Source organism: Klebsiella variicola, from assembly GCF_000828055.2.
Classification (GTDB): Bacteria; Pseudomonadota; Gammaproteobacteria; order Enterobacterales; family Enterobacteriaceae; genus Klebsiella; species Klebsiella variicola.
The window spans coordinates 245399-262239 of the sequence record NZ_CP010523.2; the positions used below are offsets into that span (position 1 = coordinate 245399).

At 61.2% G+C, this 16841-nt stretch carries 9 protein-coding genes; 8 read left to right on the forward strand and 1 reads right to left on the reverse strand.

Annotation, left to right across the window (positions count from 1 at the left end; all coding sequences use genetic code 11):
- The 8 genes from bcsQ (at position 1) to SP68_RS01160 (ending at position 15693) form a co-directional block, all read left to right on the forward strand.
- Positions 1–732, forward strand: a complete 732-nt coding sequence (bcsQ, locus tag SP68_RS01125; protein ID WP_022064695.1) for a cellulose biosynthesis protein BcsQ — start codon at positions 1–3, stop codon at positions 730–732.
- Positions 729–3347, forward strand: a complete 2619-nt coding sequence (gene bcsA / locus SP68_RS01130; protein WP_012540356.1) for a UDP-forming cellulose synthase catalytic subunit — start codon at positions 729–731, stop codon at positions 3345–3347. Before bcsQ ends, bcsA begins: the two co-directional genes overlap by 4 nt.
- 10 nt (positions 3348–3357) lie before the next feature.
- A complete protein-coding gene (bcsB, locus tag SP68_RS01135) occupies positions 3358–5703 on the forward strand; it encodes a cellulose biosynthesis cyclic di-GMP-binding regulatory protein BcsB (RefSeq protein ID WP_008806916.1) in 2346 nt (781 codons plus the stop codon).
- Positions 5704–5706: 3 nt separating this feature from the next.
- On the forward strand, positions 5707–6816 hold the full coding sequence (bcsZ, locus tag SP68_RS01140; RefSeq protein ID WP_040968935.1) for a cellulose synthase complex periplasmic endoglucanase BcsZ: 1110 nt from the start codon (positions 5707–5709) through the stop codon (positions 6814–6816).
- Positions 6798–10277 carry a cellulose synthase complex outer membrane protein BcsC gene (gene bcsC, locus SP68_RS01145; protein WP_040968934.1) on the forward strand — a complete coding sequence of 1160 codons (3480 nt, stop codon included), beginning with the start codon at positions 6798–6800 and terminating at the stop codon, positions 10275–10277. Before bcsZ ends, bcsC begins: the two co-directional genes overlap by 19 nt.
- Positions 10278–10520: 243 nt before the next feature.
- On the forward strand, positions 10521–12527 hold the full coding sequence (gene hmsP, locus SP68_RS01150; protein ID WP_016161933.1) for a biofilm formation regulator HmsP: 2007 nt from the start codon (positions 10521–10523) through the stop codon (positions 12525–12527).
- Between the two features lie 156 nt (positions 12528–12683).
- Positions 12684–13970, forward strand: coding sequence for a dicarboxylate/amino acid:cation symporter (locus SP68_RS01155; protein WP_008806920.1), 1287 nt, complete (start codon positions 12684–12686; stop codon positions 13968–13970).
- 220 nt (positions 13971–14190) lie between these two features.
- On the forward strand, positions 14191–15693 hold the full coding sequence (locus tag SP68_RS01160) for a M16 family metallopeptidase (RefSeq protein ID WP_008806921.1): 1503 nt from the start codon (positions 14191–14193) through the stop codon (positions 15691–15693).
- 53 nt (positions 15694–15746) lie between these two features.
- Here SP68_RS01160 and kdgK read toward each other — a convergent pair whose 3' ends face one another.
- Complete coding sequence (gene kdgK / locus SP68_RS01165) at positions 15747–16676, reverse strand: 2-dehydro-3-deoxygluconokinase (RefSeq protein WP_012967094.1); 930 nt, start codon at positions 16674–16676, stop codon at positions 15747–15749.
- Between the last annotated feature and the right edge of the window lie 165 nt (positions 16677–16841).

Sequence of the window (16841 nt, forward strand, 5' to 3'; positions counted from 1 at the left end):
ATGGCTATTCTGGGATTACAGGGCGTGCGCGGGGGGACTGGCGTCACGTCCATTACGGCTGCACTCGCCTGGGCGCTGCAATTGCTCGGTGAAACGGTGCTGGCGATCGACGCCAGCCCGGATAATATGCTGCGCTTTTTTTTCAATACCGATGTCCATCATCAGGACGGCTGGGCGCGGGCGCTGCTCGACGGCCGGGACTGGCGCGACGCGGGTCTGCGCTATACGCAACATATCGATCTGCTGCCGTTTGGCCAGCTCAGCGCCGGCGAAAGAGAAAATGCTGACCAGCTGCAGCCCGCGCTGGGGGCGATGGCGGAGGCTGTGCAGCAGCTGCAGAGTCAGTACCGCTGGCTGCTGCTGGATCTGCCGAACGGTTATTCGCCATTAACCCGCGAGCTGCTGACGCTGTGCGATCGCACGCTGGTGGTGGTTCATCCCGACGCCAATAGCCATATCCGTCTACACCAGCAGCCCCTCCCGGCCAACAGCGACATTCTGATTAACGACCTGCGGGTCGGCAGCCAGCTGCAGGAAGATCTCTACCAGCTGTGGCTGGAGAGCCAGCCGCGCATCCTGCCGGTGACGATTCACCGCGACGAGGCGATGGCCGAGTGCCTGGCGGCGAAACAGCCTCTTGGGGAGTATCGTCAGGACTCCCTGGCGGCGGAAGAGGTGCTGACCCTGGCGAACTGGTGCCTGATCCACTATTCCGGCGGGAGGCCGGCATGATCCGCCTCAGCACGCTGCTGCTGGCTCCGCCGGTGGGGGAACGGCTGCGCGCGCGCTATGACGACTATCGGCAGCACGGGGCCTCCTGGCTTTCGGCGTCGCTTGGCTGTCTGTGGGCGTCGCTGGTCTGGGCGCTGATGCCGCTGGAGACGCCGCGCTGGCAGGCGATTCTGGCCCACCATGAAACCTATTTTCCCCATATTAATCCGCATCGCCCGCGTCCGCTGGATCCGCTGCGCTACCTGCTGCAATCCCTGTGGTTGCTGGCGACGCGCGTGCCGGAGCCGGAAAAAAAGGTCAACTGGCGCTCGCTGGCGGCCCTGGAAGGGGTGCACGGTCGCTATACGCAATGGCTGGAGAAACTGCCTGAACAGGTGAACGCCCGCACCGGCCATCTGGATAAACAGAAAGAGCTGGCGCACCTTAATCCGAAGCTGCGCCGGGCAATCCTTGGGGGGGTGACCTTCTGCTCGCTGGTGCTGGCGCTAATGTGTATTACGCAGCCCTTTAACCCGCTGTCGCAGTTTATCTTCCTGATGCTGCTGTGGGGCGTGGCGCTGCTGGTGCGGCGCATCCCGGGGCGTTTCTCGGCGCTGATGCTTATCGTGCTGTCGCTGACGGTGTCGTGCCGTTATATCTGGTGGCGCTACACCTCGACGCTGAACTGGAACGACCCGGTAAGCCTGGTGTGCGGGATCATTCTGCTGTTCGCAGAGACCTACGCCTGGGTGGTGCTGGTGCTGGGCTACTTCCAGGTGGTCTGGCCGCTGAACCGCCAGCCGGTGCCGCTGCCGGAGGACATGGATCTGTGGCCAACCGTGGACATCTTCGTCCCCACCTATAACGAAGATCTCAACGTGGTGAAAAACACCATTTACGCCTCGCAGGGCATCGACTGGCCGAAGGACAAGCTGAACATCTGGATCCTCGACGACGGCGGACGGGAAGCGTTTCGCCAGTTTGCCAAAGATGTCGGGGTGCACTATATCGCCCGTACCAGCCACGAGCACGCCAAGGCCGGTAACATCAACAATGCGCTGAAATACGCCAAAGGGGAGTTCGTCTCGATCTTTGACTGCGACCATGTGCCGACGCGCTCGTTTCTGCAGATGACCATGGGCTGGTTCCTGAAAGAGAAAGAGCTGGCGATGATGCAGACCCCGCACCACTTCTTCTCGCCCGATCCCTTTGAGCGCAACCTTGGCCGCTTTCGCAAAACGCCGAACGAAGGGACGTTGTTCTACGGCCTGGTGCAGGACGGGAACGACATGTGGGACGCCACCTTCTTCTGCGGCTCCTGTGCCGTTATCCGTCGCGGCCCGCTGGATGAGATTGGCGGGATAGCCGTCGAAACGGTAACCGAAGATGCCCATACCTCTCTGCGTCTGCACCGGCGGGGACACACCTCAGCCTATATGCGGATCCCGCAGGCGGCGGGGCTGGCGACGGAGAGTTTGTCCGCGCATATCGGCCAGCGCATCCGCTGGGCGCGCGGGATGGTGCAGATTTTCCGGCTCGATAACCCGCTGTTTGGCAAAGGCCTGAAGCTGGCGCAGCGCGTCTGCTACGCTAACGCCATGCTCCACTTCCTCTCCGGTATTCCGCGCCTCATCTTCCTCACGGCGCCGCTGGCCTTTTTGCTGCTCCATGCCTATATCATTTATGCGCCCGCGCTGATGATCGCGCTGTTCGTGCTGCCGCACATGATCCACGCCAGCCTGACCAACTCGAAGATTCAGGGCAAATACCGCCATTCGTTCTGGAGTGAAATCTACGAGACGGTGCTGGCCTGGTATATCGCGCCGCCCACCTTTGTGGCGCTGATTAACCCGCATAAAGGTAAGTTCAACGTCACCGCGAAGGGCGGGCTGGTGGAAGAAGAGTATGTCGACTGGGTGATCTCCCGGCCCTATATCTACCTTGTACTGCTCAATCTGGTCGGCGTCGCGGTGGGGATCTGGCGATTTATGTATGGCCCGGAAAACGAAATTCTCACCGTCTGGGTGAGTATTGTCTGGGTGTTCTACAACCTGATTATTCTTGGCGGCGCGGTGGCGGTCTCGGTCGAAAGCAAGCAGGTTCGCCGTTCGCATCGTGTCGAAATGAGCATGCCGGCGGCGATTGCCCGCGAAGATGGCCATCTGTTCTCCTGCACGGTTCACGACTATTCCGACGGCGGGCTGGGGATCAAAATTCACGGCGACGCGCAGGTGCTGGAAGGCCAGAACGCCCGGCTGTTGCTCAAACGAGGACAGCAGGAATATGCCTTCCCGGTAAGGGTCGCGCGGGTCAACGGCAGCGAGGTGGGGCTCCAGCTACTGCCGTTGACCAACCAACAGCATATCGATTTTGTGCAGTGTACGTTTGCCCGCGCTGATACGTGGGCGCTTTGGCAGGATAGCTTCCCGGAAGACAAGCCGATGGAAAGCCTGCTGGATATCCTCAAGCTGGGCTTCCGTGGCTATCGTCACCTGGCGGAGTTTTCGCCGCCGTCGGTGAAGGTGGTTTTCCGCGCGCTCACTTCGCTGGTGGCCTGGATAGTGTCGTTTGTACCCCGACGCCCTGAACGCGCCGCGCCGACGCTCTCCGCAGACCCGGCAATGGCTCAACAATGATGATAATGCGATGAAAAGAAAACTTTCCTGGATGTGTGCAGTAGCGGTGGGCATGTGCAGCTGGTATCCGCTGGCCTCTTATGCGGCGCCAGCCGTCGTGGCGAACGCCGCCCCTGGCGTTCAGCCGCAGGTAGCGACCCCGGGCGCGCCGATCGTGGTGGGCGAGCCAACGGCGGCCCTTGCCGAACCGACCGCCCCGGCGGCGGTGGCCGAGAACGTCCCGCAGCGGGAGGTGAAGCTGACTTTTGCCACCATCGCGCCGCCGCCCGGCAGCATCGTGCTGCGCGGCTCACGGCCTGACGCGTCGGTCGAATTCGGCATGCGCAGCGATGAGCTGGTCGCCAACGCGCTGCTCAACCTGGAATACACCCCATCGCCTTCGCTGCTGCCCGTGCAGTCGCAGCTGAAAGTCTATCTCAACGATGAGCTGATGGGCGTCCTGCCCGTGACCAAAGAGCAGCTGGGGAAAAAGATCCGCGCGCAGTTGCCGATTGACCCGCTGTACATCACCGACTTCAACCGCGTACGGCTGGAGTTTGTCGGTCACTACCGCGATGTCTGCGAAAACCCCGCCAGCAGCACGCTGTGGCTGGACGTCGGGCGCGAAAGCTATCTGGATCTCACCTACCAGTCGCTGAAGGTGCATAACGATCTGTCACACTTCCCGGTGCCGTTCTACGATCCGCGCGATAACCGCCCGCTGACGCTACCGATGATTTTCCCGGGCTCGCCAGCGGTGGCCCAGCAGCAGGCGGCGGCGATTGTCGCCTCCTGGTTCGGCAGCAAGGCCGGCTGGCGCGGCCAGCAGTTCCCGGTCTATTTCAACGAACTGCCGGATCGTAACGCCATTGTCTTCGCCACCAACGACAAGCGCCCGGACTTCCTGCGCGATCATCCGCCGGTCAAGGCGCCGACCATCGAAATGATCGACAACCCGAACGATCCTTACGTCAAGCTGTTGGTGATTTTCGGCCGCGATGATAACGATCTGCTGCTGGCAGCGAAGGGGATTGCCCAGGGCAATATTCTGTTCCGCGGCAGCAGCGTCACCGTGGACGGCATCAAAACCCTGCAGCCGCGTCAGCCTTACGACGCACCGAACTGGGTGCGCACCGACCGCTCGGTCACCTTCGCTGAGCTGAAAACCTATGAGCAACAGCTGCAGTCCAGCGGGCTGGTGCCGGATGCCATCACCGTGGCGCTTAATCTGCCGCCGGATCTCTATCTGCTGCGGGCCAACGGCATCGATATGGATCTGAAATATCGCTACACCATGCCGCCGGTGAAGGACAGTTCGCGGATGGATATCAGCCTCAACGACCAGTTCCTGCAGTCGTTCAGCCTGAACAGCGCTCAGGACGTGAACAAACTGATCCTGCGCCTGCCGGTGCTGCAGGGGCTGCTGGACGGCAAATCAGAGGTCACCATCCCCGCGCTGCGTCTCGGGGCGGTCAACCAGCTGCGCTTTGACTTCCAGTACATGAACCCGATGCCGGGCGGCTCCATCGACAACTGTATTACCTTCCAGCCGGTGCAGAACCATGTGGTGATTGGCGACGATTCGACCATCGACTTCTCGAAGTATTATCACTTTATCGCCCTGCCGGACCTGCGCGTCTTCGCCAATGCGGGCTTCCCTTACAGCCGTATGGCCGACCTCTCCGACACGCTGGTGGTGGTGCCGAAAGCGCCGACCCAGGGCCAGGTGGCGACGCTGCTGCAGGCGCTGGGCGGTATCGGTTCGCAGACCGGTCTGGCGGCGATTAATCTGCAGATGACCGACGATGGCAACCAGATCAAGAACAAAGATGCGGATCTGCTGCTGATCGGCGCGATCCCGTCGTCCCTCAAGGACGACACCAAAATCAACCTGCTGGTCGAGGCGACCAAAAGCTGGGTGAAAATGCCGATGCGCCACTATGACCTGGCGAGCATTTATCCCGATGACGATGCCCGCACGCCCAATACCCGCACCGACATTACCTCTTCCGGGCCGATGGCGGCGGTGATTGGCTTCCAGTCGCCGTATAACGATCAGCGCAGCGTGGTGGCCCTGCTGGCCGACAGCCCGCGCGGTAATGAACTGCTGACCAACGCCCTCAACGACAGCGGTAAGCGGGCAGCAATGTTTGGCTCGGTAGCGGTGATCCGCGAGTCCGGCGTCAACAGTCTGCGGGTAGGGGATATCTACTACGTGGGTCATCTGCCCTGGTTCGAGCGCATCTGGTTCGCGCTCTCTAACCACCCGATACTGCTGGCGATCTTCGCCGCTATCAGTATTGTGCTGCTGGCGTGGGTGCTGTGGCGCATGCTGCGCATCATCAGTCGCCGCCGTCTTAGCCTGGATGATGAATAAACCATGATGAAAGTACTTTGTGGCGCGGTGCTCTCCTCGCTGCTGCTGGCGGCGGGCCCGGTGAGCGCCGCCTGCCAGTGGCCCGCCTGGGAGCAGTTTAAAAAAGCGTACGTCAGCCCTGAGGGACGGGTGATTGACCCCAGCGATGCGCGCAAAATCTCCACCTCGGAAGGACAGAGCTATGGCCTGTTTTTCGCCCTGGCCGCCAACGATCGCGCAGGGTTCGACAAACTACTGACCTGGACGCAGAACAACCTGGCGGAAGGCGACCTGCGGCAACATCTGCCGGGCTGGCTGTGGGGCAAAAAGGACGATGAGCAGTGGACGTTGCTGGACAGCAACTCGGCCTCCGACTCGGATCTGTGGATAGCCTGGGCGCTGCTGGAGGCGGGCCGCCTGTGGCAGCAGCCGCAGTACACCGAGACCGGCAAAGCACTGCTGGCGCGGATTGTCGAGGAAGAGACGGTGGCGGTGCCCGGTCTTGGCACGATGCTGCTGCCGGGAAAAGTCGGTTTTGCCGATGACAGCGGCTGGCGGTTTAACCCCAGCTATCTTCCGCCGCAGCTGGCCACCTACTTTGTGCGTTTTGGCGCGCCGTGGCCTGCCCTGCGCGACAGTAACCTGCGCCTGCTGCTGGAAACCGCGCCGAAAGGCTTTACGCCGGACTGGGTGCGTTATGAGAAAGGGAAAGGCTGGCAGCTGAAAACCGAGAAACCGCTGATCGGTAGCTATGACGCGATTCGCGTCTACCTGTGGGTGGGCATGCTCCATGATGGCGATAAGCAGAAAGCGCGACTGCTGCAACGCTTCGCGCCGATGGCGGCGCAGACCACGGAGCAGGGGGTACCGCCGGAGAAAGTGAATATCGCCACCGGCAAAACCAGCGGCCAGGGGCCCGTGGGCTTCTCCGCGGTGATGCTACCGTTTTTACAGGACGACGAGGCCCGGTCGGTGCAACGCCAGCGCGTCGCCGATAACTATCCCGGCGCGGATGCCTACTACAGCGCAGTTCTGACGCTGTTCGGCCAGGGTTGGGATCAACACCGTTTTCGTTTCACTGCGGGTGGCGAATTACAACCTGACTGGAACCAGGAATGCGCAAGCTCTCACTAAGTTTACTCACGCTGTCCCTCGGCGTGGCGCTGCTGCCGTTAGCGCAGGCGGCGACGACGCCTGCCCAGGAGCATCTGCTGGAGCAGGTCCGCCTTGGCGAGGCCAGTAATCGTGAAGACCTGGTGCGCCAGTCGCTGTACCGCCTGGAGCTGATTGATCCCAACAACCCGGATCTGATTGCCGCGCGGATGCGCTACCTGCTGCGTCAGGGGGATGCCGCCGGGGCGCAAAAAGAGCTGGAACGACTGACGAAGCTGGCGCCGGACTCCCCGGAGCTGAAGGCGTCGCGCAATGAGATGAAAAGCAACACCGGCGAGGGCCGGCAGGCGCTGCAGCAGGCGCGACTGCTGGGCGTGGCCGGGAAGGTCGATGAAGCCATCGCCGCCTATGAACAACTGTACGGCGGGGTGCCGGATGACGTTGACGTCGCCATTGAATACTGGACGCTGGTGGCGCGCCTGCCCGCTCGCCATAGCGAAGGCGTCAGCCAGTTGAAAAAACTGAACGCCAGCGCGCCGGGCAACGTCAGCCTGCTGACTTCGCTGGCGAAGCAGATGTTTGCCGATAACAAACTGCAGGAAGGGTTTGCCTATCTGGCGGAGATGGCCCGCTCGGCCTCAGGACGCGGCATCGCCGCCGACATGTGGTTCAGTGAAGTGAAAAGCATGCCGGTGAGCAAGGCCAGCGTGCAGGCGTTGCAGCAATTTCTCCTGCAGTTTCCCACCGGCTCGGTGGCGGCGAACGCCCGCGTTCTGCTCGACCAGCAGCAGGCGCAGCTGCAGGATCCGACCTTCCGCGCCCGCTCGGAAGGGCTGGCGGCGGTCAAGTCCGGGAATGCCTCGCAGGCGGTCGCGGATCTTCAGAAAGCCGTTCAGGCCGACAGCCGCGACAGCGATGCGGTGGGCGCCCTCGGCCAGGCCTATTCCCAGCGCGGCGATCGCGCGCGGGCAGTGGCGCAGCTCAATAAAGCGATTGCCATGGACCCCGACAGCCCGAACCGCGGCAAATGGGACAGCCTGCTGCAAACCAACCGTTACTGGCTGCTGATCAAGCAGGGGGATAACGCCCTGAAAGCCGGCCAGCTTTCGCAGGCGCAGAACTATTATGCCCAGGCGCAGCGGGTCGATCGCACCGACAGTTATGCCGTGCTGGGATTGGGGGACGTCGCGGCGGCGCGCAAAGAGTCGGCAGCGGCGGAGCGCTATTACCAGCAGGCGTTGCGCCTGGATCGCGGTAATAATCTGGCGGTGCGCGGTCTGGCCAACCTCTATCGCGCCGAATCGCCGGAGAAAGCCAGCGCCTGGATCGCCGGCCTCCCTCCCGCTCAGCGGCGGAGCATCGATGATATTGAGCGCAGTCTGACCAACGACCGGCTGGAGAAACAGGCGCAGGCCCTGGAAAGTCAGGGCAACTGGGCGCAGGCGGCGGAAGTCCAGCGTCGGCGCCTGGCGCTGGATCCGGACAGCGTGTGGATAACCTACCGTCTGGCGCGCGATCTGGTTAGCGCCGGTGAACGCCAGGAGGCCGACGCGCTGATGCGGGCGATGGTCAACCGCCAGCCGCAGGATGCTGAACGGGTCTACGCCTCGGGGCTCTACCTGTCGGGAAACGACCAGGACGATCTGGCCCTGGCGCAAATCGCCGCTCTGCCGCGCAGCGCGTGGACGGATAATATTCGTGAGCTCGAAGCGCGTTTGCAAAGCGACCGGGTGCTGCGCCAGGCCAACCAGCTGCGCGACAGCGGTAACGAAGCGCAGGCGATCGCCCTTATCCAACAGCAGCCCGCCTCGGTGCGCTATGACCTGACGCTGGCCGACTGGGCGCAGCAGCGCGGCGACAGCCAGACGGCGATTGCCGACTATCAGCGGGTGCTGCGCCAGGAGGCCGACAATGGCGATGCGCGCCTCGGCCTTGCGGAAGTCTACCTGGCCGAGGGCGATAAACAGGCCGCCCGGGCGCAGGTCATGCAGTTGAAAGGCGCAGAGACCGAATCCATGAATATGCAGCGTCGGGTCGCGCTGGCGCGAGCCGGCCTTGGCGATACCGCTGATGCCCAACAGATTTTTAACCAGATTGTGCCGCAGGCGAAGGCGCAGCCGCCCTCGATGGAGAGCGCGTTGGTGCTGCGCGATGCCGCGCGCTTTGCCACCCAGACCGGGGCGCCGCAGCAGGCGCTGACGCACTACCGGGAGGCGATGGTGGCCTCCGGCATCGCCCCCGTGCAGCCGCAGAATAACGATACCTTTACGCGGCTGACGCGCAACGACAGCCAGGATGACTGGCTGAAGCGCGGGATCCGTAGCGATGCCGCCGATCTTTATCGCCAGCAGGATCTGAACGTCACCCTGGAACACGACTTCTGGGGTTCCAGCGGCACCGGCGGCTATTCCGACCTGAAGGCGCATACCACCATGCTGCAGGTGGATGCTCCGCTGGCGGATGGCCGGATGTTCTTTCGCACCGATCTGGTCAATATGGATGCCGGCAGCTTTTCCACCCACAGCGACGGGAGCTACTCGCCCAACTGGGGCACCTGCGGGGAGATCGCCTGTACCAGCGGCAGTAAAAACCAGACCGACAGCGGGGCCAGCGTGGCGGTCGGCTGGAAGAATGACACCTGGAGCGGCGATATCGGCACCACCCCGATGGGCTTCAATGTCGTCGATGTGGTGGGGGGGCTGAGCTACAGCAGCGATGTCGGGCCGGTGGGGTACACGGTCAACGTCCACCGGCGCCCCATCTCCAGCTCGCTGCTCTCCTTTGGCGGGCAGAAAGACAGCAGCAGCCATACCGGCACCACCTGGGGCGGCGTCCGCGCCGACGGCGGCGGCCTGAGCCTCAGTTATGACCGGGGCGAAGCGCACGGCATCTGGTCCTCGCTGGGGGCCGATTCGCTGACCGGTAAAAACGTGGCGGATAACTGGCGCGTGCGCTGGATGACCGGGTACTACTACAAGGTCATCAACGAGAATAATCGTCGCGTCACCGTCGGCCTCAACAATATGATCTGGCACTACGACAAAGATCTCAGCGGTTACACCCTCGGCCAGGGCGGCTATTACAGCCCGCAGGAGTATCTCTCATTCGCCGTGCCGGTGACCTGGCGTCAGCGTACCGAGAACTGGTCCTGGGAGCTCGGCGGGTCGGTGTCATGGTCCCATTCGCGCACCCAGACGCAAGCCCGTTATCCGCTGCTGAACCTGATCCCGTCCGACTACCGCCAGCGCGCCAGCGAGCTGACGGAGGAGGGGAGCAGCAGTCAGGGATTCGGTTACACCGCCAGAGCGCTGGTGGAGCGGCGGGTGACCAGCAACTGGTTCGTCGGCGCCGCGGTCGATATTCAGCAGGCGAAGGATTACACCCCGAGCCATGCGCTGCTTTACGTCCGCTACTCGGCGGCCGGCTGGCAGGGGGATCTGGATATGCCGCCCCAGCCGCTGGTGCCCTACGCCGACTGGTAGCAGAATAGGCTGAATTACGTCACAGAGCGCCACTCCACGACGCGCTTCGCGTATACTCGTGAGGCATTGCCCACCGTCGGCCGCCGGGGCGATTTCCCCGGCGTCTGCGCCACCGCGCGGAAATATCCCGTCACTTCATCCCTCGCGGGCGTGGGCGAAGGATTTGAGTATATAATCAGCCTGAAACGACCGGCATTGAAGGATTGATACCGGGTATGCATTCAGTATCAGTGGAGAACACCGTTGCGCGTCAGCCGTTCACTTACAATCAAACAGATGGCGATGGTCGCGAGCGTGTCCATGGCCTTTGTATTGGTTTTTTGCACTATTTTGCTGTTTCACTTTGTGCAACAGAGTCGCTTTACCACGGCCACGCAGTTAGAAAGTATCGCGCGATCCGTTCGCGAACCGCTGTCTGCGGCTATTCTGAAAGCCGATATTCCGGAAGCGGAAGCCATTTTAAGCCGTATCCAGCCTGCTGGCATCGTCAGCCGGGCGGATGTGGTGTTGCCGAACCAGTTCCAGGCGCTGCGGATGCGATTTATCCCCGAGCGGCCGGTGCCGGTGACCGTCACCCGGCTGTTTGAGCTGCCGGTGCAGATTTCGCTGCCTATTTATTCACTGGAACGGCCGGCTAACCCCCAGCCGCTGGCCTATCTCGTGCTGCAGGCGGATTCATACCGCATGTATAAATTCGTCATGAGCGCCCTTGCTACGTTAGTGACGGCTTACTTACTTTTGGTGCTGATGCTGACGGTGGCGCTTACCTGGTGCATCAACCGGCTGATGGTGCGCCCCCTGCGGCGTATCGCCCGCGAGCTGAACGATCTCTCCCAGCAGGATCGTCTCGGCCATCAGCTAACGCTCCCGCGCCTGCACCATGACGACGAGATCGGTATGCTGGTGCGCAGCTATAACCGCAACCAGCAGAGCCTGGTGCGCCAGCATGATGAACTGTCCATCCAGTCGACCCGCTTCCCGGTCTCAGAGTTGCCGAATAAAGCCTTTTTGCTGGCGATGCTGGAGCAGACGGTGGCCCGCCCCCAGAGCGCCGCGCTAATCGTCGTCGCCTGCGAAACCCTGCAGGATGCCGCCGGGGTCCTCAAGGAGAGCCAGCGCGAAATGCTGCTCCTGACGCTGGTGGAGAAGCTGCGAGCCGCCATTCCGCCGCAAATGGTGCTGGCTCAGGTGAGCGGGTATGACTTCGCGATTCTCGCCGATGGCCTTGCCGAACCGTGGCAGGCGGTGACGTTAAGTAAGCAAGTGCTCACTATTATTAATGAGCGTTTGCCGCTGCATGGGCTGCAGCTGCGCCCCTACGCCAGCGTCGGGATCGCCATGTTCCACGCCGGGCTCAGCGCCGAGCAGTTTTACCGGCGCGCGGTGTCGGCTGCCGTCACCGCACGACGTAAAGGCAAAAACCAGATTGAGTTCTTCGATCCCGAGCAGATGGAAAAGGCTCAGCGCCGTCTGATGGAAGAGCACGACATTATGACCGCCCTCGACAACCAGCAGTTCGCTATCTGGCTGCAGCCGCAGGTGGCCTGCGCCAGCGGCGAGATCTGCGGCGCCGAAGTGCTGCTGCGCCAGCGGCAGGCGGATGGCAGCTGGTCGCTACCACCGTCGCTGATTGAGCGCATTGAGTCCTGCGGGCTGATTATCCCGGTCGGCTACTGGGTGATGGAAGAGGCCTGCCGCCAGCTGGCGGCCTGGCAAAGCCAGGGGATTATGCTGCCGCTGTCGGTCAATGTTTCCCTGCTCCAGCTGCTGGAACACGACCGTGGCGAGGAGATGCTAAAGCTGATCGCCCGCTACCGTATCGCCCCTGGCACCCTCATCCTCGAGGTGACGGAGAGCTGCCGGATGGACGATCCGCAGGATGTGATGGCGCGGTTGCGACCGCTGCGCGAGGCCGGGGTACAGATTGCGCTGGATGATTTTGGCATGGGTTATGCCGGGTTGCACCAGCTGCAGCAGATGAAAGCTCTGCCGGTGGATATTCTGAAAATCGATAAAGTATTCATCGATATGCTGCCGGAGGATGTCAGCATGGTGCCGGCGATGATCCAGCTCGCGCGCGGCCTGTCGCTGCGTATCGTGGCGGAAGGGGTGGAGAACGACGCCCAGTACCGCTGGTTGCAAGCCGCGGGCGTCGAGGTGCTCCAGGGCCATCTGTTCGGTTGCGCTTTGCCGCTGGAGGCATTCAGCGCGCGCTATCTCTCCCCGGTTCGTGAGGATGAAAATTTGTAAATGTTTTGTTGACTTGTGCGAGTCAGCTCAAAGATTTTAACAATTGCGTTGCACTTTCGGCGTTAGTTATTTCTGAAATGTTTCCAGGGTGTTATTTTTAAGCCACAGACGTCAAATATCCCTTCTTGCTCTGTGGTTATTCCCAAAGGACACCCTATGAAAACCTCTATCTTTAAAAGCCTCTATGTCCAGGTTCTGACGGCCATAGCGATCGGTATTCTGCTGGGCCATTTTTACCCGGAACTGGGCGCGCAAATGAAACCCTTCGGCGACGCCTTCGTTAAGCTGATTAAAATGGTGATTGCTCCGGTTATCTTCTGTACCGTCGTGACGGGGATCGCCGGGATGGAAAGCATGAAAGCCGTCGGCCGTACCGGGGCGGTGGCGCTGCTCTATTTCGAAGTGGTCAGCACCATCGCGCTGATTATCGGTCTGATTATCGTCAACGTGGTGCAGCCTGGCGCCGGGATGAACGTCGACCCGTCAACGCTCGATGCGAAAGCGGTGGCGGTGTACGCTGAGCAGGCGAAAGACCAGGGGGTGGTGGCCTTTTTACTGGATGTGATCCCGGGCAGCGTCATTGGCGCCTTCGCCAGCGGCAACATTCTGCAGGTGCTGCTGTTCGCCGTCCTGTTTGGTTTTGCCCTGCACCGTCTGGGCAGCAAGGGCCAGCTGATTTTCAACGTCATTGAAAGCTTCTCCCAGGTTATCTTCGGCATCATCAATATGATCATGCGCCTGGCGCCGATTGGCGCCTTCGGGGCCATGGCCTTTACCATCGGTAAATATGGCGTCGGCACCCTGGTGCAGTTGGGGCAGTTGATCATCTGCTTCTACATCACCTGTATTCTGTTCGTGGTGGTGGTGCTGGGGAGTATCGCCCGGGCTACCGGCTTCAGCATCTTCAAATTTATCCGCTATATCCGTGAGGAGCTGCTGATTGTGCTGGGAACCTCCTCGTCAGAATCAGCGCTGCCGAGAATGCTCGACAAGATGGAGAAGCTGGGCTGCCGCAAATCGGTGGTGGGCCTCGTGATCCCGACCGGCTATTCGTTCAACCTCGATGGCACCTCCATCTACCTGACGATGGCCGCGGTCTTTATCGCCCAGGCGACCAACAGCCATATGGATATTTTCCATCAGATCACCCTGCTGGTGGTGCTGCTGCTCTCCTCGAAAGGGGCGGCGGGGGTGACCGGCAGCGGCTTCATCGTGCTGGCGGCGACCATCTCCGCCGTCGGGCATTTGCCGGTGGCGGGCCTGGCGCTGATCCTCGGTATCGACCGCTTTATGTCCGAAGCCCGTGCGCTGACCAACCTGGTGGGTAACGGCGTCGCTACGGTGGTGGTGGCCAAATGGGTCAAAGAACTCGATGCCAAACAGATGGATGATGTTCTGAATAACCGTGTTCCAGCGAACAAATCGCACGAATTATCCTCTTAAATCCTCCTCTTAGGCCCGTACTCCCTTGCTGGAGTACGGGCTCCTGCGCATAATTAGAGGTCATTTCCGCTTGGCGGAAATGACACGAAATGATTATTTTGCGTTGTCATGCGACATTTTCGTCTCCGTGTGGTCTAACCGACGTATTTCACTCTCACTTTTTTTCGGCAGCCCGTCAGTGGGGTGCTGTTGTAACCAGGAATGTTCATCAGGGGTTCACATGCAGGGCACAACAATTAAACTCTTAACGGGCGGTTTGCTGATGGTAGCGGCGGCCGGTTATGTGCAGGCAGAAGCGCTCCAGCCTGATCCGGCCTGGCAACAAGGGACCTTAGCGAATGGTTTGACGTGGCAGGTGCTGGCCACGCCGCAGCGTCCCAGCGACCGTATTGAAGTCCGTCTGTCCGTGAATATTGGCTCGCTGAGCGAAAGCACTCAGCAGAGTGGTTTCAGCCGCTTTGTTCCTCGCCTGGCGTTGACGCAAAGCGGCAGCCTGCCGACGATGCAGGCGCGCTCTTTATGGCAGCAGAGTATTGACCCGAAGCGTCCTCTGCCGCCGGCCATCGTCTCCTACGATTACACAATGTTTAATCTCAGTCTGCCCAATAACCGCAACGATCTGCTGAAAGAGGCGCTGAGCTGGCTGGCGGACGCCAGCGGTAAGCTGACCATTACGCCTGAATCGATCAATCATGCGCTGCAGGGCAGCGACATGGTGGCGACGTGGCCGCTGGATACCAAAGAGGGCTGGTGGCGCTACCGCCTGAAAGGGTCCACCATGCTGGGCCATGATCCTGCCGCGCCGCTGAAGCAGCCGATAGACGTGGCGCAGCTGAAAGACTTTTATCATAAATGGTACACCCCCGACGCCATGACGCTGATTGTGGTCGGTAACGTCGACAGCCGCAGCGTCGCTGAGCAAATCAGCAAAACCTTCGGCGATCTGAAGGGCAAGCGGGAAACGCCCGCGGCGGTGCCGACCTTATCGCCACTGCCTACCGTGCCGGTCAGCATCATGACCAGCGCGGTGCGTCAGGACAAACTGTCCATCATGTGGGATGCGCCCTGGCAGCCAATCCGCGACTCCGCGGCGCTGCAGCGCTACTGGCGCGACGACCTCGCCCGCGAAGCGCTGTTCTGGCACGTGCAGCAGAGCCTGAGCAAAAATAACGTGAAGGATATTGGTCTTGGCTTTGACTGCCGGGTGCTCTATCAGCGCGCGCAGTGCGCGATCAACATCGAATCGCCGGGCGAGCGTCTGAACAACAACCTGAGCGTGGTCTCGCGCGAGCTGGCGAAAGTGCGGGACAACGGCCTGCCGCAGGAGGAGTTTGACGCGCTTATCGCCCAGAAAAGCCTCGAGCTGCAGAGGCTGTTTGCCACCTATGCGCGCACTGACACCGATATTCTGATGAGCCAGCGCATGCGCTCCCTGCAGAATCAGGTGGTGGATATCGCGCCGGAGCAGTATCAGAAGCTGCGCCAGGAGTTCCTCAACTCCCTGACGGTAGACATGCTGAATCAGTACCTGCGTCAGCAGCTGTCCCAGGATATGGCGCTGGTGCTACAGCAGCCGAAAGGCGAACCGGAATACAACATGAAGGAGCTGCAGGCCACGTGGGAAAAACTGATGGCGCCGAATCCGGCGGCCGCGGCGGTCAGCGGCAGCGCTGATACAGTTGACGCCCACAGCGAGGCCAGCGACATCCCGCCAGGGCAGTAACTAACGCCTCTCCGGCGCGCCAGCGGCGGCCGGAGAGCGCTTCCTGCGGAGAATTACTGCGGCATCGCTTCCCGCGGGATGATCGCCCCGCGATACTGGATCACCGTGCTGGCGGTCAGGTGTCCGCGTTTGGCGGCGGATTCAGCATCGCCGCCGGTCAGGCGAACGGCCAGGTAGCCGGCGCTGAAGGAGTCTCCGGCGGCGGTGGTATCCACCACCTTCTCTTTGGCCAGCCTGACAGCCGGCACTTCCTGTAGCGGTTGCCCGCTAACCGAGACCAGGCAGGCATCCGCCCCGCGCTTCACCACCACCTCTTCCACGCCGGCGGCATGCGTGCGGGCGATCACCTCAGCAACCGGTTTTTCCCCCCACAGCGCGTCTTCATCATCGAGCGTCAGAAACGCGATATCGGTGCAGGCAAGCATCTCCTGATAGACCTGCTGCGTCTCCGCCTGGCTGGCCCACAGGCGTGGACGATAGTTGTTGTCGAAGATCACCTTGCCGCCGTTGGCGCGGCACTCACGCAGCAGCGTGAACAGCTTGTCGCGGCTGGCCGGGCTGAGAATGGCGAGACTGATGCCGCTCAGATAGAGATAGTCGAAAGTGGCCAGCTCTTCGCAAATCGCCGCCGCGCGATCGCTCTCCAGCCAGAACTTTGCCGCCGCCTCGTTGCGCCAGTAGTAGAAGGTGCGCTCGCCGGTGTCATCGGTTTCAATGTAATACAGCCCCGGCAGGCGGTCGGCCATCCGCTGGATAAGATCGGTGTTGACGTTTTCCTGCTGCCAGCTGTCGAGCATCTGCTGGCTGAACGCATCGGTTCCCAGCGCGGTGACATAGTGGACGCTCAGTGCGCTGGCATCGGTCTGCCGCGCGATATAGACCGAGGTGTTTAAGGTATCGCCGCCAAAGCCGCGGTTAACGGCCCCGTTCTTCTCTGACAGCTCAATCATGCATTCGCCAATAACGGCAATTTTTTTAGACATAGCCAGAACCTGCAATGGAATCGATATAAGCGCTAGTGTGCGCTGCGCTGTTTTGCTGGTCAATCATATTAAAACATCGTTCCATTATTTTTTTGACCTGACGCGCGTAATGTGACGAAAAGCGCATTTCCAGGATAAACGCCGCGTTTTGACTATATTCAGGAC

What these genes read in the sequence shown, in the direction of transcription:
- bcsQ (WP_022064695.1), top strand. Translation starts at nt 1, where the DNA reads ATGGCTATTCTGGGATTACAGGGCGTGCGCGGGGGGACTGGCGTCACG.
- bcsA (WP_012540356.1), top strand. Translation starts at nt 729, where the DNA reads ATGATCCGCCTCAGCACGCTGCTGCTGGCTCCGCCGGTGGGGGAACGG.
- bcsB (WP_008806916.1), top strand. Translation starts at nt 3,358, where the DNA reads ATGAAAAGAAAACTTTCCTGGATGTGTGCAGTAGCGGTGGGCATGTGC.
- bcsZ (WP_040968935.1), top strand. Translation starts at nt 5,707, where the DNA reads ATGATGAAAGTACTTTGTGGCGCGGTGCTCTCCTCGCTGCTGCTGGCG.
- bcsC (WP_040968934.1), top strand. Translation starts at nt 6,798, where the DNA reads ATGCGCAAGCTCTCACTAAGTTTACTCACGCTGTCCCTCGGCGTGGCG.
- SP68_RS01155 (WP_008806920.1), top strand. Translation starts at nt 12,684, where the DNA reads ATGAAAACCTCTATCTTTAAAAGCCTCTATGTCCAGGTTCTGACGGCC.
- SP68_RS01160 (WP_008806921.1), top strand. Translation starts at nt 14,191, where the DNA reads ATGCAGGGCACAACAATTAAACTCTTAACGGGCGGTTTGCTGATGGTA.
- kdgK (WP_012967094.1), bottom strand. Translation starts at nt 16,676, where the DNA reads ATGTCTAAAAAAATTGCCGTTATTGGCGAATGCATGATTGAGCTGTCA.